21 protein-coding genes are annotated in these 17,108 nt (G+C 45.1%); 13 read left to right on the forward strand and 8 right to left on the reverse strand.

The genetic code is table 11. The annotated features are described in order from the left end of the window. Positions 1-144: 144 nt before the first annotated feature. The 4 genes from NSQ16_RS02470 to NSQ16_RS02485 form a co-directional block, all read right to left on the reverse strand. Complete coding sequence (locus NSQ16_RS02470) at positions 145-411, reverse strand: hypothetical protein (protein WP_021481716.1); 267 nt, start codon at positions 409-411, stop codon at positions 145-147. Positions 412-514: 103 nt separating this feature from the next. Beyond that, positions 515-1,792 carry an Nramp family divalent metal transporter gene (locus NSQ16_RS02475; protein ID WP_032680356.1) on the reverse strand — a complete coding sequence of 426 codons (1,278 nt, stop codon included), beginning with the start codon at positions 1,790-1,792 and terminating at the stop codon, positions 515-517. A 229-nt stretch (positions 1,793-2,021) separates the two neighbouring features. Next, positions 2,022-2,279 (reverse strand): GlsB/YeaQ/YmgE family stress response membrane protein, encoded by a 258-nt coding sequence (locus tag NSQ16_RS02480; protein WP_003246519.1) that lies wholly within the window; start codon positions 2,277-2,279, stop codon positions 2,022-2,024. A 77-nt stretch (positions 2,280-2,356) separates the two neighbouring features. After that, on the reverse strand, positions 2,357-2,809 hold the full coding sequence (locus NSQ16_RS02485; protein ID WP_003246574.1) for a DUF2188 domain-containing protein: 453 nt from the start codon (positions 2,807-2,809) through the stop codon (positions 2,357-2,359). 117 nt (positions 2,810-2,926) lie between these two features. Here NSQ16_RS02485 and NSQ16_RS02490 point away from each other — a divergent pair, with 117 nt between their 5' ends. The 4 genes from NSQ16_RS02490 (at position 2,927) to NSQ16_RS02505 (ending at position 5,071) form a co-directional block, all read left to right on the forward strand. Next, the gene (locus NSQ16_RS02490) at positions 2,927-3,745 is read left to right on the forward strand and encodes an EcsC family protein (RefSeq protein ID WP_003234359.1); all 819 of its coding nucleotides are present in this window, start codon (positions 2,927-2,929) and stop codon (positions 3,743-3,745) included. A gap of 128 nt (positions 3,746-3,873) precedes the next feature. Further along, positions 3,874-4,245 (forward strand): glucose starvation-inducible protein GsiB, encoded by a 372-nt coding sequence (gene gsiB, locus NSQ16_RS02495; protein WP_003246542.1) that lies wholly within the window; start codon positions 3,874-3,876, stop codon positions 4,243-4,245. 131 nt (positions 4,246-4,376) lie between these two features. Next, a complete protein-coding gene (locus tag NSQ16_RS02500; protein ID WP_003246564.1) occupies positions 4,377-4,718 on the forward strand; it encodes a cupin domain-containing protein in 342 nt (113 codons plus the stop codon). Further along, positions 4,712-5,071, forward strand: a complete 360-nt coding sequence (locus NSQ16_RS02505; RefSeq protein ID WP_106074080.1) for a YdbC family protein — start codon at positions 4,712-4,714, stop codon at positions 5,069-5,071. Before NSQ16_RS02500 ends, NSQ16_RS02505 begins: the two co-directional genes overlap by 7 nt. Before the next feature lie 36 nt (positions 5,072-5,107). Here NSQ16_RS02505 and NSQ16_RS02510 read toward each other — a convergent pair whose 3' ends face one another. Both NSQ16_RS02510 and dctB read right to left on the reverse strand, forming a co-directional pair. Beyond that, positions 5,108-5,929 carry a manganese catalase family protein gene (locus NSQ16_RS02510; RefSeq protein WP_327837575.1) on the reverse strand — a complete coding sequence of 274 codons (822 nt, stop codon included), beginning with the start codon at positions 5,927-5,929 and terminating at the stop codon, positions 5,108-5,110. A gap of 84 nt (positions 5,930-6,013) precedes the next feature. Next, a complete protein-coding gene (dctB, locus tag NSQ16_RS02515; protein WP_128737521.1) occupies positions 6,014-7,066 on the reverse strand; it encodes a C4-dicarboxylate TRAP transporter substrate-binding protein DctB in 1,053 nt (350 codons plus the stop codon). Positions 7,067-7,135: 69 nt separating this feature from the next. On the opposite strand from dctB, the gene dctS reads away from it, so the two are divergent. From dctS to NSQ16_RS02555, 8 genes are all read left to right on the forward strand, one after another. Beyond that, on the forward strand, positions 7,136-8,743 hold the full coding sequence (dctS, locus tag NSQ16_RS02520; protein ID WP_327837580.1) for a two-component system sensor histidine kinase DctS: 1,608 nt from the start codon (positions 7,136-7,138) through the stop codon (positions 8,741-8,743). Further along, on the forward strand, positions 8,733-9,413 hold the full coding sequence (gene dctR / locus NSQ16_RS02525; RefSeq protein WP_003234347.1) for a two-component system response regulator DctR: 681 nt from the start codon (positions 8,733-8,735) through the stop codon (positions 9,411-9,413). The genes dctS and dctR overlap by 11 nt, the downstream gene beginning before the upstream one ends. Before the next feature lie 120 nt (positions 9,414-9,533). Continuing rightward, a complete protein-coding gene (gene dctP, locus NSQ16_RS02530) occupies positions 9,534-10,799 on the forward strand; it encodes a C4-dicarboxylate transporter DctP (protein WP_014475862.1) in 1,266 nt (421 codons plus the stop codon). 148 nt (positions 10,800-10,947) lie between these two features. Next, positions 10,948-12,000 carry an AI-2E family transporter gene (locus NSQ16_RS02535; RefSeq protein WP_003246523.1) on the forward strand — a complete coding sequence of 351 codons (1,053 nt, stop codon included), beginning with the start codon at positions 10,948-10,950 and terminating at the stop codon, positions 11,998-12,000. 276 nt (positions 12,001-12,276) lie between these two features. Beyond that, positions 12,277-13,203: an ABC transporter ATP-binding protein gene (locus tag NSQ16_RS02540; protein WP_080528942.1), complete on the forward strand. Its 927-nt coding sequence runs from the start codon at positions 12,277-12,279 to the stop codon at positions 13,201-13,203. Then, a complete protein-coding gene (locus NSQ16_RS02545) occupies positions 13,196-13,963 on the forward strand; it encodes an ABC transporter permease (RefSeq protein WP_015715273.1) in 768 nt (255 codons plus the stop codon). Before NSQ16_RS02540 ends, NSQ16_RS02545 begins: the two co-directional genes overlap by 8 nt. 94 nt (positions 13,964-14,057) lie before the next feature. Then, positions 14,058-14,393: a hypothetical protein gene (locus tag NSQ16_RS02550; protein ID WP_003225151.1), complete on the forward strand. Its 336-nt coding sequence runs from the start codon at positions 14,058-14,060 to the stop codon at positions 14,391-14,393. 127 nt (positions 14,394-14,520) lie between these two features. After that, entirely contained in the window at positions 14,521-15,666 is a 1,146-nt protein-coding gene (locus tag NSQ16_RS02555; RefSeq protein ID WP_160221357.1) for an acyl-CoA dehydrogenase family protein, read from the forward strand. 23 nt (positions 15,667-15,689) lie between these two features. On the opposite strand, the gene fbpB is transcribed toward NSQ16_RS02555, so the two are convergent. Then, entirely contained in the window at positions 15,690-15,869 is a 180-nt protein-coding gene (gene fbpB / locus NSQ16_RS02560; protein ID WP_072592579.1) for a Fur-regulated basic protein FbpB, read from the reverse strand. After that, positions 15,823-15,987, reverse strand: a complete 165-nt coding sequence (locus tag NSQ16_RS02565) for a Fur-regulated basic protein FbpA (protein WP_014478893.1) — start codon at positions 15,985-15,987, stop codon at positions 15,823-15,825. The genes fbpB and NSQ16_RS02565 overlap by 47 nt, the downstream gene beginning before the upstream one ends. 246 nt (positions 15,988-16,233) lie before the next feature. Between NSQ16_RS02565 and NSQ16_RS02570 the strand changes: the two genes are divergently transcribed. Continuing rightward, the gene (locus tag NSQ16_RS02570; protein WP_151262007.1) at positions 16,234-17,106 is read left to right on the forward strand and encodes a cation diffusion facilitator family transporter; all 873 of its coding nucleotides are present in this window, start codon (positions 16,234-16,236) and stop codon (positions 17,104-17,106) included. The last annotated feature ends 2 nt before the right edge of the window (positions 17,107-17,108 follow it).

Raw genomic sequence — 17,108 nt, forward strand, 5'->3', positions numbered from 1 at the left:
TTGTTAATTAACACGAAATAAATACAATTGTATAGTTAAAAGACTGTCGATGTGAGTCGGCAGTCTTAATTTTACCTAGTCAATTATTTTTGTCCTTGTATGTTTATTCTTATCAAATCTTACAGAACTCTTCTCATTATAAGCTTATTTCTCTTTTTTCTTCAGCCCGAAGAAGAAAGGAAAAGCAGAACCGACCAAGAAGGTGCCGAATAAAAACATGCCGCCGATAAACACGTGGAAATTTGTGTGTCCGGCCGTAAACGCCGTGATTAGGGAAATAATACTGAGCACGATCATGGCAATGCCGGGCGCGACTCTCATTTTTCCCTTGGATCTATGGGCAGCAACAGAACATAAAATGCCGATAACAATAGGAACAATCCACAAATAAAACAGAATAAATACTGACATCATCAAAACTCCGATTTTTCTTCTATCATAACAAATTTCTGTCAAAAAGGGTATCAATGAGCTTTTGCGGAAAAATAAAAACCGGCTTTAGAAGCCGGTTTTTTTATCGAAACGTATCTACAATTAAAAACACATTCAAAGCAACGATCAATACAGCAATCAGCCAAGACACCACTGTGACCCATTTGGCGTTTATCAGAGATCCCATGATCCGTTTATTGCTTGTAAACATAATAAGCGGAATGAGGGCAAAGGCGATCCCGAAGGACAGCACGACCTGGCTCAGTACGAGAGCGGTCGTCGGATTAACACCTGACGCGATGATCAAGATCGGCGGAATGATCGTGATAAAACGCCGTACATACAGCGGAATGCGGTAGTTGATAAATCCTTGCATAATCACGTCGCCTGAAAGTGTGCCGACAGACGAACTGGATAGACCGGCAACGAGCAGCCCGATCCCGAATAAAGCCGCAGACATAGGGCTGACAAGATGTCCGAATTGCTGAAATGCGACGTCAAGATCCTCAACAAACAGGCCGTTTTTGAAGAATAATGCAGCAGCCACAATCAGCATACTTGCATTAATAGCCCCTGCAATCAGCATCGCTATTAAAATATCAATAAATTCAAACCTAAAGATTTTCTTCCGTTCTGCATCAGTTTTGCCAACCACCCGCCGCTGTGTAAGGGCAGAGTGTAAATAAATGGCGTGCGGCATAACAGTTGCGCCAAGAATACCCGCTGCAAGAAGCACACTGTCGGTGCCATGAAACGCCGGGACAAAAAGGCCCTTCATCACTGACACGGCATCAGGCTTTGCGAAAAAGGTCTGCAGCGCAAAGGCGATCACGACCACAAACAGCATACCGGCAATACCGGCTTCAAGTGAGCGATAACCGCGGCGCTGAAGCTCCAATATCGCGAAAGAACCGATCGCCGCAATAATAGACGCTTCAAGCATCGGAATGCCGAACAGCAAATACAGTCCCAGAGCCGCTCCGATAAATTCCGCCAGATCAGTTGCGATAATGACCAGCTCGCCCTGAATCCATAATCCGATCGAGACAGGCTTCGGGAATTCTTCACGGGCAACCTCAGGCAGGTTTTTGCCTGTCGCAATACCGAGTTTGGCGGATAGGGATTGAATTAAAAGGGCCATGATATTGGAAAATAAGATCACCCATAAGAGCATATATCCGTATTTAGAACCCGCCGAAATATTCGTTGCGAAGTTGCCGGGATCAATATAGGCAATGGCTGCTATAAATGCAGGGCCGAGAAAAGGGAGCAGCCCTCTGAATCCTCTGATTTTCCCGTCAAGCGCATCTTGGACGGCTTTGGAACGGGGAGATTGTGCTGTGATGTCCTTGTTCATCATGTCTCACCTGAATTCTGTTTGTTTTTGCCGTACAACAAAGAGTTTCCTTAAGGCAAATTATTTTATCTACATCATATGACCATCCCGGTTTCTTGTCAACCGAAAATGTTCAAAATACACTTCTGAATTTTTCCCTGTTATGTAACATGATATGTAGGGATTCGGGATAAGGTCCCATATAAAAAGACATCGTTTCAGTTCGAAACGATGCCTTCTGTATCTAATGAGTCTAGGCTTCCTTCCGCAGCCCGCGGAATATAAGGCCCAGCAAGAATACGAAGATGGCTGCCCCGATGATGGCCGGGAAAATAGCAAAGCCGGCGAGGCTCGGTCCCCATGTGCCAAGAAGTCCGTGCCCAATCCAAGCGCCGATCAGCCCGGCAATCATAGAGCCGAAAATTCCTCCCGGCAGCCGGTTTCCTACAATGGCGCTCCCAATTAATCCGATAACAATTGCAACAACTAATGAAACCAAAAAGCTAAGCATCATGATCACCTCTCATAAATGATTTACCAATCAATAACCGCTCCTGATCATTTCGAAACACCTAAAAGCATATTCCTTTATGATCCTGTTTTAATCTTTCTCTGCACACTGCCGTCAGCTAAATGAACAATGACCTCAGTGCCTTTATGCGCCGCGATTTCCTTTGCCCGTTCAATCGCTTCTTTCTTTGTATCCTTGATTTCAGACACACGTTTGGCGCCCTCGGCTTTGACTGCCCAGCCTTTTTTATGCTTAATAACATGCTCTGCTTTATTCATGAGCTCGGGGCCGCTGCCGCTGCTTGGATCAGCATCGCGTTCTGTCTCATCATCATGCGTCAGGAAATCATCAATTTCATCTGTAGAGGCGTTTTCCGCCCATTCCTTCGCTTTGCTTGTCGCAATTGGAATCGCGCGCCCTTCCTCATAGCCTTCATCAATCATCGCATTCGCAATGTCTATTGCCTTTTTTCTCACCGGCTTCTCAAGATTTTTTAATGAAGCAGGATAATCCTTCATCGACCAAGGCATGTCCATCACTCCTTTTCCTTTTATAAAAATGGTACCCGCAGGTGAAAAATAAAAACGCATCCGAAAAAATGAAGGTATACTATATAGTAGAAAAAACGGAAGGGAAGTGCGGATTGGGTGCCAACAGAACGAAAAGAAGACTTACATCAGCAATTAAAAGAGATAGAGAAATGGGAAAAAGATCAGCAAAAAGTCTGGTTTTGGGAAAAGCTCAGCCGTCTCCCGTTTCAACTCCTGGACAAGCTGACACCGGAATTCATCCAGAAAAAGATCGGCAAGCTCTTGGATGAGGTCGGCAGCTTTGTTCAAACAGGCGGACAGTACCTGACATCTGAAAAACAGATTATCAGGATATTTCAAAAGAAACTGCCGGAGGAGATCTTTGAATCGCTGGAGGACATCCGGAAAGCGCCTCTTCCTGTCATGGATGAAATTGCGGAAGGAATGGGCAAAAACAGAACCAACGCAGCAACCGTTCAAGGCGCGACAACCGGTGTGGGCGGCGTGTTTACGCTGGCGGCAGACATTCCGGCAGTGCTTGGCTTATCACTAAAAACATTACAGGATATCGCAGTCGCATACGGCTATGACCCAAAGGAGAAAAAAGAACGCGTCTTCATTGTGAAATGTCTGCAGCTGACGTCGGCTGATGTTGTCGGCAAAAGATCGATTTTGCAAGAATTAAAACACTACGATCAAGACCGTACATATAAGAATGTCGCTTCTCAAATCCAAGGCTGGCGAGAAGTCGTTTTGGGCTATCGAGACACGTTTGGCTGGAAAAAACTTTTCCAGATGGTGCCGGTTGCCGGAATGGTTTTTGGCGCCGCTGCCAATCGCTCAACATTAAACGACATTACCGAGACAGGCATGATGCTGTACAAAAAGAGGCGCATTCTTGAACGACTGAAAGAAACAGAACGAGAGATGGAATAGCAGAAAGCAGACGGACACCGCGATCCGCCTGCTTTTTTTAGTGGAAACATACCCAATGTGTTTTGTTTGTTTAAAAGAATTGTGAGCGGGAATACAACAACCAACACCAATTAAAGGAGGAATTCAAAATGGCAGACAATAACAAAATGAGCAGAGAAGAAGCAGGTAGAAAAGGCGGAGAAACAACAAGCAAGAACCATGACAAAGAATTCTATCAAGAGATTGGTCAAAAAGGCGGAGAAGCCACTAGCAAAAACCATGACAAAGAATTCTATCAGGAAATCGGCGAAAAAGGCGGAGAAGCCACTAGCAAGAACCATGACAAAGAGTTCTATCAAGAAATCGGTGAAAAAGGCGGAGAAGCCACTAGCGAAAATCATGACAAAGAATTCTATCAAGAAATCGGCCGAAAAGGCGGAGAGGCAACAAGCAAAAATCATGATAAAGAATTCTACCAAGAAATTGGCTCAAAAGGCGGAAACGCCCGCAACAACGACTAATCAAAAGCATAAAGGCAGACAACCTGTAAATAAAAAAGCGATCCGGCACATCAGCTGGATCGCTTTTTTTTGGAATCTTCTCAATTTATGCCACTATTGCGATACAATAAGTGAAAAAGGGGTTTTCGCTAATGTCCAAGATGCAAAACTTGCTCGCCATCGCAAATGAAGTCAAAGAAAAGCACGCCAATTTTTCAATCTCAGAGGTCAACGACCACTGCGTGCGCCTTGCGGTGTTTACGGGAGAATATGACTGGCACCATCACCCTGACTCAGACGAATTGTTTATTGTTCTTGAAGGGGAGCTGCTGATCGATTTTAAGGACAAAGAAACCGCGGTGCTCAAAGCAAATGACAGCCTGCTGATCCCGAAAGGCACGGTTCACCGCACACGCTCTTATGTCAGAACGGTTAATCTCTGTGTGGAGCATAAACAAGCCGAAACCGTCATCATAGAGGAGCAGCCATGCTAATCAAAAAGATGATATGTGAAGTAGACGCTGCAAACGCTGAAGCATTTGCAAAAGCGCAGTCACAGTGGGGAGCATTATCGCATATAAGCGGCTTTATCAAACAGGCCGGCGGCTGGCGAAAAACGATAGACGAGCCGCCCACCGCAGAAATCATCAGTGTATGGGAAAACAGAGAAGCCTATGATCATTTTATGGAGAACGAACATGACAGCATATACGAGGAAAACGATCAGAAGGCTGTAATTCTTTCGATAGAGGTGACGGTGTACGAAGAGGATAAACCGTTCGTTCACGATCTGTTACATAACCCCGATATCCGGTACGAACCAAACTGGACGGTTCTGAAGGCATAATCAAAGCCCAAAACATCATGTTTTGGGCTTGTCTCTTTACTCGCGTCCCGGAAGTGTATTATGAACATAAGGCGGTGCTGGTTTTAACTCCGGTTTTTCTCCAAACGTTTTTGCCTCTTTCACATATTCAAAGGCTTCTCCGTCCGGCGCTTTTTCATTCAGCCAGTTTTGCTTGGCGCTTTCTTCGCCTTCAGAGAAATTGATAAGCTGATGTGAGAACTCTTGTTTTTCGAGCGCTTTCGGGAAGGTACCCGGCACAACCGGACCTTCCTGTGCTTCTAATTCTTTAATGGCGGCAAGCCATTGGTTCTGGTGCATTGTGTCACGCGCCAGCAGGAAGCTGAGCATATCTTTGACGCCTTTGTCATCCGTCATTTCAAACAGGCGTGCGACCTGCAGACGGCCCTGTGATTCTGCATTCAGGTTGGCGCGGAAGTCTGCCAGCAGGTTTCCGCTTGCTACGATATAACCGCCGCTCCAAGGTACGCCTGTACTGCTTTCCGGCATGGCGCCAAGTCCTGATACAATCGCATGGTGAGGGTTCATGCCGCCTAGGATGGAGCCGATGACCGGATCTTCAGCAGCTTTTTCCTGCTGATCAAGAGGGGCATTCTCAAGAAGTCTGGCAATCATCGTTGCGATCATTTCAACATGCCCGAGCTCCTCAGTTGCCGTATCCATCAGCAAGTCCTTGTATTTTTCATTTCCTCTTGTGTTCCAGCCTTGAAATAAGTACTGCATGGCAACTGAAATTTCTCCGAATTGCCCGCCTAAAATTTCTTGCATTTTTTTAGCGAATAATGGATCTGGACGATCTGGTTTAGCAGGATGCTGCAGCATTTTTGTGTGCTTAAACATGTACCCATCTCCTTTTTCGTTTATCTCTTTTTATATTTCCGATCGATAGAAAGATAAACGAAAAACAGCGTATCGAGATAGGAACTATGAATCTATTCGCAGCTCCAACAGTTCCCGGATCAGCTCCCGGCCAAAGATGGGCTCATACTGCCGGTAAACAGGGTCAAGACGCTTCATCCATTCTTTTTTCTCTTTATCTGACAGCTCATAAATATGTATAGCAGAATTCTTTTTGATTTCTTCCAGCTGCTCCTTGTTCATTTGTTCGGCATACGTTTCATTCCACTCCGTCGTCTCCTTCATCGCTTCAGTCAAAATGCGTCTTGTTTCTGGTGTTTGCGCCTTCCAGAAGTGTTCATCAGTCATGACAGCGTAGCCGAGGTAACCGTGGCTGCTTATTGTCAAATAGTCCTGAACATTATAAAATTTTTTAGAATAGATGTTTGAAATTGTATTTTCTTCGCCATCGACTACATTGTTTTCTAACAGCTGAAAGGTAGAATTGAAGGATTCCTGATGAGGTGTTGCGCCAAGCAGCTTGAACTGATCCTCAATCACATCGCTTTGCATAATGCGCAGATCCTGCCCTTTTAAATCATCCGGTGTTTTGACCGGCCCTTGATTTGTTGTGATTTGCTTAAAGCCGTTCGTCCAATAGGCCAGTCCTCTTAATTGGTTTTTCTTTAGAGAATCAAACAGCTGTGTGCCGATGCTTCCGTTCAGCCCTTTTTTGGCGGCGTTGTAATCTGTAAATGCATACGGCAGATCCAGCACTCCCCATTCAGGCGAGAGCATGCCGAGCTTCGATGTGGAGGGGGCGATAAATTGAACATCACCGTTTTGCAATGCTTCAATTTCTTCAATATCCGAGTACAGGCTTCCATTCGGAAATACTTCTATTTTTATTTTCCCGCCTGATTTTTCGTTCACCAGATCAGCGAATTTATTGGCGGCCAGCCCTTTTGGCGTATTTTCAGCAACCACGTGGCTGAATTTAAACACGATTTGATCCTGCAGGCCTTCCTGGTCGTCATCATAAACAATCTTTTTATTGCCTGTATGATCATGGAATCCAATAAATAAAGCGGTTGCAATTCCAGCGATCATCAGTGCGAGACATGCAAGCAAACTCTTCATGAAAAGCCCTCCCCTATGTTAAGGATAATGGGGGCAATGACATTCGTAAAGATCCGAAAGGAGAAGCTGATGAACAAAAAGAAGCTCTCAATCCGTTGGAAAATCACAATCTTATCCTATATACTCGTCATTTTCTCCTTTTTGATCGGCGGCATTGTGCTCATCGGCAACATTCAGCATACAGAGGAGCGGGAGCTGAAAAAGCGGCTGATGAATACGGCACGGACGGTGTCAGAGATGACAGAAGTGAAAGAAGCCTTGGCGCGAAAAAAACAAACAGAAGCTGTTCGCCATGCGGTTGAAGAAATCAGGATGATTAATGAAGCAGACTATATTGTCGTCATGGATATGAATCATATCCGATATACGCATCCTGTCAGCACAAGCATCGGCAAGAAATCAGAAGGTGCAGACGAGGAGGCAGCGTTTGCGGAGCACATTTATTTCTCTGAAGCAAAGGGCGAGCTCGGCACGGCGGTTCGCGCTTTTTATCCGGTTAAGGATCAAGACCTGAACCAAATAGGCGTGGTGCTTGTCGGAAAAACGCTGCCGGGGATCGCTGACATCCTGCTTCATTTAAAGCGTGATATCGCCTTCATCGTTGTGCTGACACTCGGCTTCGGCCTTGCTGGTTCCTTTTTGCTGGCCCGCCATATCAAAAAACAAATGTTTCAGCTTGAACCCCATGAGATTGTCCGAATGTATGAAGAACGGACAGCGACGTTTCACTCGATGAATGAAGGGGTGATCGCCATTGACAATCGTCTCATTATTACGATTTTCAATGAAAAAGCGAAACAGATCTTTGAAGTGCAGGGGGATCTGATCGGCAAGGTGATTTGGGAGGTACTCAAGGATTCGCGCCTGCCCGAAATCGTGGAGCGGAACAAAGCGGTTTATAATGAAGAAATTCGTGTCAGCGGAAAAGTCATCATGAGCAGCAGAATTCCGATCGTCATGAAGAAAAAAGTGATCGGCGCCGTCGCGATTTTTCAGGACAGAACGGAAGCGGCCAAGATGGCAGAGGAATTGACTGGTGTCAGAAACTTTGTGGAGGCGCTCCGTGTCCAAAACCATGAGCATATGAATAAGCTGCACACGATCGCCGGTCTCATCCAGCTGGGGAAATCTGAAAAAGCCTTGCAGCTTGCATTCCAGGCATCAACTGAGCAGGAAAATGTGACTGAATTTCTGCACCGCTCGATTCAAAATGACGCTGCGGCAGGCCTTCTATTAAGTAAAATCAGGAGGGGAAGAGAGCTCGGCATTGCTGTTCATATAGATGAAAACAGCAGTCTTCAGCAATTTCCCGAGCATGTTGATCAGCATGATATTGTCGTGCTTTTGGGGAATCTGATTGAAAATGCCTTCGGCTCATTTGAAACCGTTCAATCTGAAGAAAAACGAATTGACATTAGTATCGAACAAACGGATGATATCCTTGCTATTTTAATAGAAGATAACGGCTGCGGAATTGATCCGGCACATATGCCTCGCCTTTACGACAAAGGTTTTACGGTCAATAAAACTGGCGGCACAGGCTATGGCCTGTATCTAGTGAAACAAATCATAGACAAAGGATCGGGCACGATAGAAGTTGATTCACATGCGGGGCAGGGGACATCTTTTTCTATCGTTTTTCCAATGAAGGGGGAGGAAGTACAGCATGGCTCGTAAAGAATGGAAGGTTCTGCTCATTGAAGACGATCCGATGGTTCAAGAGGTCAATAAGGATTTCATTACAACTGTTAAAGGCGTTACTGTCTGTGCAACGGCAGGAAACGGAGAGGAAGGCATGAAGCTGATTAAAGAAGAACAGCCAGATCTCGTCATTCTCGATGTGTACATGCCGAAAAAAGACGGCATCAAGACCTTGCAGGAGATCAGAAAGCAAAAGCTTGAAGTGGATGTCATTGTCGTCTCCGCTGCAAAAGACAAGGAAACGATCTCACTCATGCTGCAAAACGGGGCGGTTGACTATATCTTAAAGCCGTTTAAGCTTGAGCGAATGAGACAGGCACTCGAAAAGTACAAGCAATATAAACAAAAAATCGAAGCGAATGATACGCTGTCCCAGGAACAGCTCGATGCGATCCTGAATATTCCGCAGCAGGCCGTACAGGATCTGCCGAAAGGGTTGAATCACTTCACGATGAATGAAGTCACTGCTTTTTTGAAACAGCAAACCGCATCCCTTTCTGCTGAAGAGGTCGCCAAGGCGCTCGGCATCGCCAGAGTGACAGCCAGACGATATCTTGATTACTTAGAAAAAACCGGGATCATCAAATTGGACGTTCAATACGGCGGAGTCGGCCGGCCGGTCAACCGCTACGTGTTAAAAGGATAAACCTGAGACCAAAAAGACCAAAATGTCCGTTATGATCATAAACTTCCCCAGACGTTATGAAAACGCTATCATTCTAGTAAGAAAGACACAAAAGGCGAATAGGACAGGGGGATGAAGGATATGAAACTGTTTAAAAATTTAACAGTTCAGGTCATAACCGCGGTCATCATTGGGGTCATTGTCGGGCTGGTCTGGCCAGATGTCGGCAAAGAAATGAAACCGCTTGGCGATACATTTATCAACGCTGTTAAAATGGTGATCGCACCAATTATTTTCTTCACAATCGTTCTCGGGATTGCAAAAATGGGCGATATGAAGAAGGTTGGAAAAGTAGGGGGAAAAGCGTTTATCTATTTCGAGGTTGTCACCACCCTCGCACTCATTATCGGTTTATTTGTCGTCAATATTATGAAGCCGGGTGCGGGTCTTGATTACAGCAAGCTTGAAAAGGGAGATGTATCACAATACACGCAAAATGGCGGTCAGGGAATCGACTGGATTGAATTTGTTACACACATTGTTCCATCCAACATGGTTGATGCCTTCGCAAAAGGGGACATTTTGCAGGTCTTATTCTTTTCTATTCTTTTCGGAGTGGGTCTTGCGGCATTAGGTGAAAAAGGGAAAAGCGTCATTGATTTCTTCGACAAGGTTTCTCACGTTTTTTTCAAAATTATCGGCTACATTATGCGTGCCGCGCCAATCGGGGCATTCGGGGCGATGGCGTATACAATCGGACACTTCGGGCTCGATTCCATCAAACCGCTGGCAAGCTTAATGATGTCTGTTTATATTACGATGTTCCTGTTCGTATTTGTTGCTTTAAATATCATCTGCAAGCTTTACGGATTCAGCCTGTGGAATTACCTTCGCTTCATTAAGGATGAGCTTTTGATCGTGCTTGGCACAAGCTCTTCCGAATCGGTGCTTCCGCGTATGATGGATAAAATGGAGCGCTACGGCTGTTCCAAATCAGTTGTCGGGCTTGTTATTCCGACGGGCTATTCGTTTAACCTCGACGGCACATCCATTTATTTATCAATGGCAACTGTCTTTTTGGCACAGGTGTTTGGAGTAGACCTCAGCATCGGCCAGCAAATTACGATTATCCTCGTTCTGATGCTGACATCGAAGGGAGCGGCAGGTGTGACGGGAAGCGGATTTATCGTCCTTGCCTCAACGCTGTCAGCGCTGCAGGTCATTCCGCTGGAGGGTCTTGCACTCCTGCTCGGGGTTGACCGTTTCATGAGTGAAGGAAGAGCCATTGTGAACCTGATCGGAAACGGAATCGCCACGATCATTGTTGCCAAAAGCGAAAATGAATTTGATGAAGCAAAAAGCGTAGAGGCTGTGGAAGGCATGAAAAAAATGAAAACAGCAGTCTGAAAAAAAGAACGGCCCATCCATGGGCCGTTTTTTTAATTGTTTAAGAATTATTAAGGTAAGGACAGAGACCTCAGCATTTTTTTGTTATATAATTTACAAATGGATACTATATTGAATGAAGGACGTTTGTCCTAACAGGAGTGTATAAATGGCCGCTTTAGTTAAATTTTTTCAGCACCCGGGAGTAAGGCGTTTCTCCATCTTTGTCGTGTTAACTGGTGTGTTATATCTATTTAAGAGCATGATCAACTTAATATTGCTTACCTTCATTTTCACATTTCTAATGGATCGTTTGGAGCTTGTCGTGCGGCAGTTTGTAAGCCAGTTCTTCCGCGTGAGCCAGCGGGTTGTCATTACGTTTCTTTACATGTTGCTGGCTGTGCTGCTTACAGTCGGGGGCTTTGTGTTTTATCCAGTCGTCGCGGCGCAGATCCAGCAGCTGGTAAAGCAGATTAAACATATTGCGTATCATCCTGACAGCATCCCTTTCTTTGATGAGATCACCAGTGTCTTCGGAGATATTAACATCAGTTCATATGTCAAAGAGGGCTTCAATGTAGTGTATACGTATCTGGCCGATATCAGCACATTCGGCTTGCAGGTCGTGATGGCGCTCATTCTCAGCATGTTTTTCTTATTTGAGAAAAAACGGCTTTCTGAATTCATGGCGAAATTTAAAACGAGCAAACTGAGGGTCTTTTATGAGGAAATTGCTTTTTTCGGAAGCAAATTTGCAAGAACGTTCGGCAAGGTGCTCGAGGCTCAATTTATCATTGCGCTCGTCAACTGTATTCTGACGTTTATCGCACTTTGGATTATGCATTTTCCGCAGCTGTTTGGGCTTTCGATTATGGTGTTCTTCCTTGGATTGATCCCTGTAGCAGGCGTCGTCATTTCCCTGATTCCGCTCAGCATTATCGCCTACAGCACTGGCGGTGGAATGTATGTGCTCTACATTGTTCTTGTCATATTCGCCATTCATGCGATCGAAACCTATTTCTTAAATCCGAAGCTGATGTCGGCGAAAACAGAGCTGCCAATCTTTTTCACCTTCACAGTACTCATTTTCTCTGAACACTTCTTCGGCATTTGGGGTTTAATTATCGGGATTCCGATCTTTGTGTTTCTCCTTGATATTCTGGATGTCACCAACAAGGAAGATAGGTCTAAAGGACCCCGAGAGAATAGCGATAAAAAGTAGTTTAAAATCGAATAATGAGTGTGCCTCGATCTGCCGGCCTGCCTGTTCAGGGCATGGAATTAAGACTCGGAATTGGAGTTTGGCATTGCTTCGCACAGTGGTGAACACAACAGGTGACAATGCCTGTCATCATTACAGAAACTGAAAAGAACAAACAGTCGGAGCAAACGCTCATCATCGGTTTAACCAAACATTTGGAAGCAACAAATGCTATAATACAAACAGTGCCTAATGTTGGGCACTGTTTATTTTTTGTCGAAAAAGGAGGAAGGCTTTATGGCTGAGCCGATTTTACATATTGAAGGCCTCGATAAAAAGATTGGGTCTAAACAGATTTTAAAACAGATCAGCATGGACGTTATGGAGGGCGAAATCATCGGCCTGCTCGGTCCAAATGGTTCCGGAAAAACAACACTCATCCGTATCATCGTCGGGCTGCTGAAACAAAACAGCGGAAGCGTGACAATCAGCGGATTCCAGCATGATACAGAGTTTGAAAAAGCGATGGAAGCGGTTGGAGCGATTGTTGAGAACCCTGAGTTCTATCCGTACCTGACAGGCTGGGAAAACCTCAAGCACTTTGCGAATATGCACAAAAAAATAGCGGATGAACGGCTTGATGAAGTGGTGGAACGTGTCGGGCTGACGTCAGCGATTCATGATAAGGTGAAAACCTATTCCCTTGGGATGCGCCAGCGTCTGGGAATCGCCCAGGCAATTCTTCACCGGCCGAAGCTTCTCATTCTAGATGAACCGACAAACGGCCTCGATCCTGCGGGGATGAAGGATTTTCGCGATCATGTTAAGGAACTCGCAGAAATGGAAGGAACAGCTGTCCTGTTCGCCACTCATTTATTGCGCGAGGTTGAAGACTTGTGCGACCGTGTCATCATCATTCAAAAAGGTGAGATCAAAGCGGAAGTCAGCTTACAAGGAACTGGCCAAACCACAGAAAAAGCGATTATAGAAGTGCAGCCGCAAGAAAAAGCGCTCAATTGGCTGACAGGCAATCAATATCAAGCTGAGTGCCAAGCTGGGGCGATTGTAGTTGAGGTGGCAAAAGAAAACATACCGGAGCTGAACCGATCACTTGTCGGACAAGATCTGAATGTATTTTCCATTACGCCTTACACGCAGTCACTGGAAGACGAATTTATAAAAGCGACAACAGCTCATCAAGAGGAGGGAGAAGAGCTTGTCTAAATTAATTTGGAATGAACATATGAAACTTTTTAATCGGAAGGTCACTTTGGTTTCTCTTATCCTGATGGCTGTCTTTCAATTCTTCATGGCATTGATCATTAAACGGATTGTCATCAGTGCCGGAACAGATGAAAACTTCATCGGCTATTTATCGTATACACCGAGCCTGAACATTTTGCTGCAGGCTTTAACGATCGTAATTGCAGCAACAATTGTTTCGATGGAATTTGATAAAAAGACGATCAAATTTTTGCTCATTCGTCCGGTTAAACGCCAAAAGGTCTTTTGGTCAAAATTAATCACAGTCGTGATGGTCAGCTTCTATTTGTATTTGGCATACTACATTCTGGCATTATTATTCGGTCTCGTGTTTTTTGGCACATCGGTGACTGCGGAATCAAAGACATTGCTGGTCAACACCTTGGCGCTGATCGGGTCAAACTGGCTTGAAGCTGTAATGATGGGATTATTCGGGCTGCTTTGTTCTTCGCTGTTCCGCAACAGCGCGGTAGCAGTTGTTGTTTCTTTTGTCGTTTTATACGGAGCGAGTACACTTGTTCAGCTCATGAAGTTGTTTGAAAACAAGTGGGGCAGCTTTTTGCTTTTTGCGAACACTGACTTTACGCAATACAGAAGCGGAGAGACAGCGTTGTTTTCAGGCATGACGCCATTGTTCTCAATTGGAATTCTCATCATACATGCCATATTCTTCATCGTTGTTGGCTGGTGGTGCTTCTGTAAACGGGATGTTCGGGTCTAAAGGCAAGGAATGACATTTTTGTGAAAAAGCTCACGTAAATCAATATCAAGTGATATTTTGGTTTATACTAAAGGTACTGACGGAGGTGTCTCGATTGAGGAACTTTATTACCGCTTTACCGATTGTATTGCTGCTTGGATTCTCATTTGTGTCATTTATGTTTCAGTTTGAACATCTTGTTTATTTCAGGCTCGCGCTTGGGTTGTTTTCTCTCGTGGGACTGTACATGATATATAAAATGAAGACGGGCATCCGCTATTTTATCATCTATCTGTATGCCAGCTGGATTGTGTTGGCCGCAGTGACCGCTTTTGAAGAGCCGATTTTCTCAAGCTTTTTCTTTGGCGGCCTGGTGATGACGATGGGTTACCTGACATATATGCTGATTTATCTCGGCATGAAACAAGACCGGGATGCAAATCCTGTGTAATCGCGCTGTTCCCTTGGGGAACGGCGTGTTTTTCTATACTGGGCAAAAGGTTAACAGTTGCGGAAAAAGGGCAGGAAATCTATAATACATATTAAATTTATCGGAATTAAAACTGGGGGGCTGCCGGATGTCATTATTTATACAAAACGATCAACAGCGGCAATGGATGGAGAAAATCGGACGGATTGCGGATGAATTTCATCAAACAGCTGCTGAAGATGACGAACAGGGACGTTTTCCTGCAGAGAAAATACAAAAACTGCGTGATGCTGGGTATACAGCATTAACATTGCCGGCATCTCATGGCGGAGGGGGCATTTCTGTTTACGATATGCTCCTGTTTCAAGAACGGCTTGCACGGGGAGATGCTCCGATGGCTCTTAGCATCGGCTGGCATTTGAGTGTAATCGGGGAGCTTGGAGAAGGCAACAGCTGGGATGAAGACGTATTTGCATTTGTTGCCAAGGAAGTCCAGAACGGAGCTGTCATTAACAGGGCGGCGACTGAAGCGAAAACCGGAAGCCCGACAAGAGGAGGGCGTCCCGGTACAAACGCCGTCAAAAAGGATGGCAAATGGGCAGTGAACGGGAGAAAAACCTTTACGACGATGTCACAAGCACTGGATTATTTTTTAGTAACCGCATGGATTGAAGAAAAACAAACAACAGGTGTGTTTCTCATTCATAAAGATGATCCCGGCTTGTCGATTGAAGAAACGTGGGATATGATGGCGATGCGGGCGACTGGGAGCCATGACCTTGTACTGAACGAAGTCATGCTTGATGAGAATAAGCTGGTGGAACTGCTTCAAGGGCCTCGCGGAGCTAAGCCGAATGGCTGGCTGCTTCACATTCCGGCGATTTATCTTGGTGTTGCTCAAGCTGCTCGTGACTATGCAGTGCAATTTGCATCTGAATATTCTCCAAACAGTTTGAATGGACCGATCAAGAATGTCCCGGCCGTACAGCAAAGAACAGGCGAAATGGAGCTTGAACTGCTCAATGCCAGACACTTTCTTTTTCATATCGCTCAATTGTATGACGATCCGGTGCGGCGTCCACACTTGACCAGCGAGCTCGGTGCGGCGAAACATATCGTCACAAACGCTGCACTGTCTGTTGTTGATAAAGCGATGAGAATTGTCGGGGCCAAAAGCCTGGAACGAACCAACCCGCTTCAGCGCTATTACCGTGATGTGCGCGCCGGTCTTCACAACCCGCCGATGGATGACGCCGTGATACACAAGCTCGCAGCTGAAGCATTTGAGTCATAAAAAAAGAGCCTTACCGGCTCTTTTTATGTATTGTTTTGCTCTTGCAGATTTTTTTGATGCTTGCGGTCGATCCTGTCATAAATAACGTTCATCAGCTTTGGATTGCCCATAATCGCCTCTTTGTTTTCCTGGATCAGCTGTTGGTAAGTTTTCACTTTACGCTTCGGCATGCTCCGGCGCCCTCCTGACATGGTTGTATTCACTTTCTAACTCCGTCAGCGACAATTCATACAGATGACGCTTTGACTTTTTGTATATACCATTCTGTATTAACAGATGAATGAGCTGTTTTTTTCTGATTTCTGCAGACTGAGGTGTCATTGTGTCACCAACCTCCAATCAAACGATATTGATAATCATTATCAATTAACTTCAGTATACAATGTCCGCAATAGCCTGTAAAGATGAAAAGAGTCCTATTCTTGGCCAATTTACAAACATTCAACAAATCGACAAAAAGTTTCCCGGGCAATAATTTGCTGTCGAAATATTCCGCATCATTGAACGCACCCTGCTATTTTTCATGTTTTGAACCATACTATGTAATAGAATGGAGGCTGGTATTCAATGGAGCGGACAGAAAATCTGAAAAAGGGAGAAAAAGGGGCGCTCCTCAATATTTTTGCATATGTCATTCTTGCTGTTGTAAAGCTAGTCATCGGGATTCTATATCATTCTGAAGCGCTGAGAGCAGACGGGTTAAATAATGGAACAGATATTGTTGCGTCAGTAGCAGTGCTGATAGGATTGCGGATTTCTCAAAGACCGGCTGACAGCGATCATCCATACGGCCATTATCGGGCTGAAACAATTTCGTCTCTTGTTGCGTCTTTTATTATGATGGCAGTCGGCATTGAAGTGTTAATCGGCGGAGGAAAAGCGATTGCGGGCGGCACAACGGAAAAGCCAAATCTTATCGCGGCATGGACGGCGTTAGGCAGTGCTGTGTTTATGTATGGCATCTATTTATATAACAAAAGGCTGGCAGCGTCCATTAAAAGCTCTGCCCTGATGGCAGCGGCAAAGGACAGCAGGTCAGACGCTTTTGTAAGCGCCGGCGCGTTTATCGGTGTTTTTTCGTCCCAGCTGAAGCTGCCGTGGATTGATCCGGTAACGGCTTTTATCATCGGCATCATCATTTGCAAAACAGCGTGGGATATCTTTAAAGACGCTTCACATTCCTTAACAGACGGCTTCCATTTAAAAGATCTTGAGCCTTACAAACAGACCGTCGGCAGGATCGAAAATGTGCATCGCCTAAAGGATGTGAAAGCGAGGTATTTAGGCAGTACAGTTCATATCGAGATGGTCATTACGGTTGATCCGAAGCTTACAGTAGAAGAAGGCCATGGAGTGGCGGATGAAGTAGAAGACAAAATAAAACATGAACACGATGTCACTCATGTTCATGTTCATGTAGAGCCTGACGACATAAAATAAGG

The sequence above is a fragment of the Bacillus sp. PS108 genome, from assembly GCF_037963335.1.
GTDB classification, from domain to species: Bacteria; Bacillota; Bacilli; order Bacillales; family Bacillaceae; genus Bacillus; species Bacillus subtilis.

Coding starts and splice junctions, on each gene's coding strand:
- NSQ16_RS02470 (WP_021481716.1), bottom strand. CDS start 411: ATGTCAGTATTTATTCTGTTTTATTTGTGGATTGTTCCTATTGTTATC.
- NSQ16_RS02475 (WP_032680356.1), bottom strand. CDS start 1,792: ATGATGAACAAGGACATCACAGCACAATCTCCCCGTTCCAAAGCCGTC.
- NSQ16_RS02480 (WP_003246519.1), bottom strand. CDS start 2,279: ATGCTTAGCTTTTTGGTTTCATTAGTTGTTGCAATTGTTATCGGATTA.
- NSQ16_RS02485 (WP_003246574.1), bottom strand. CDS start 2,809: ATGCCTTGGTCGATGAAGGATTATCCTGCTTCATTAAAAAATCTTGAG.
- gsiB (WP_003246542.1), top strand. CDS start 3,874: ATGGCAGACAATAACAAAATGAGCAGAGAAGAAGCAGGTAGAAAAGGC.
- NSQ16_RS02500 (WP_003246564.1), top strand. CDS start 4,377: ATGTCCAAGATGCAAAACTTGCTCGCCATCGCAAATGAAGTCAAAGAA.
- NSQ16_RS02505 (WP_106074080.1), top strand. CDS start 4,712: ATGCTAATCAAAAAGATGATATGTGAAGTAGACGCTGCAAACGCTGAA.
- NSQ16_RS02510 (WP_327837575.1), bottom strand. CDS start 5,929: ATGTTTAAGCACACAAAAATGCTGCAGCATCCTGCTAAACCAGATCGT.
- dctB (WP_128737521.1), bottom strand. CDS start 7,066: ATGAAGAGTTTGCTTGCATGTCTCGCACTGATGATCGCTGGAATTGCA.
- dctS (WP_327837580.1), top strand. CDS start 7,136: ATGAACAAAAAGAAGCTCTCAATCCGTTGGAAAATCACAATCTTATCC.
- dctR (WP_003234347.1), top strand. CDS start 8,733: ATGGCTCGTAAAGAATGGAAGGTTCTGCTCATTGAAGACGATCCGATG.
- dctP (WP_014475862.1), top strand. CDS start 9,534: ATGAAACTGTTTAAAAATTTAACAGTTCAGGTCATAACCGCGGTCATC.
- NSQ16_RS02535 (WP_003246523.1), top strand. CDS start 10,948: ATGGCCGCTTTAGTTAAATTTTTTCAGCACCCGGGAGTAAGGCGTTTC.
- NSQ16_RS02540 (WP_080528942.1), top strand. CDS start 12,277: ATGGCTGAGCCGATTTTACATATTGAAGGCCTCGATAAAAAGATTGGG.
- NSQ16_RS02555 (WP_160221357.1), top strand. CDS start 14,521: ATGTCATTATTTATACAAAACGATCAACAGCGGCAATGGATGGAGAAA.
- NSQ16_RS02565 (WP_014478893.1), bottom strand. CDS start 15,987: ATGACACCTCAGTCTGCAGAAATCAGAAAAAAACAGCTCATTCATCTG.
- NSQ16_RS02570 (WP_151262007.1), top strand. CDS start 16,234: ATGGAGCGGACAGAAAATCTGAAAAAGGGAGAAAAAGGGGCGCTCCTC.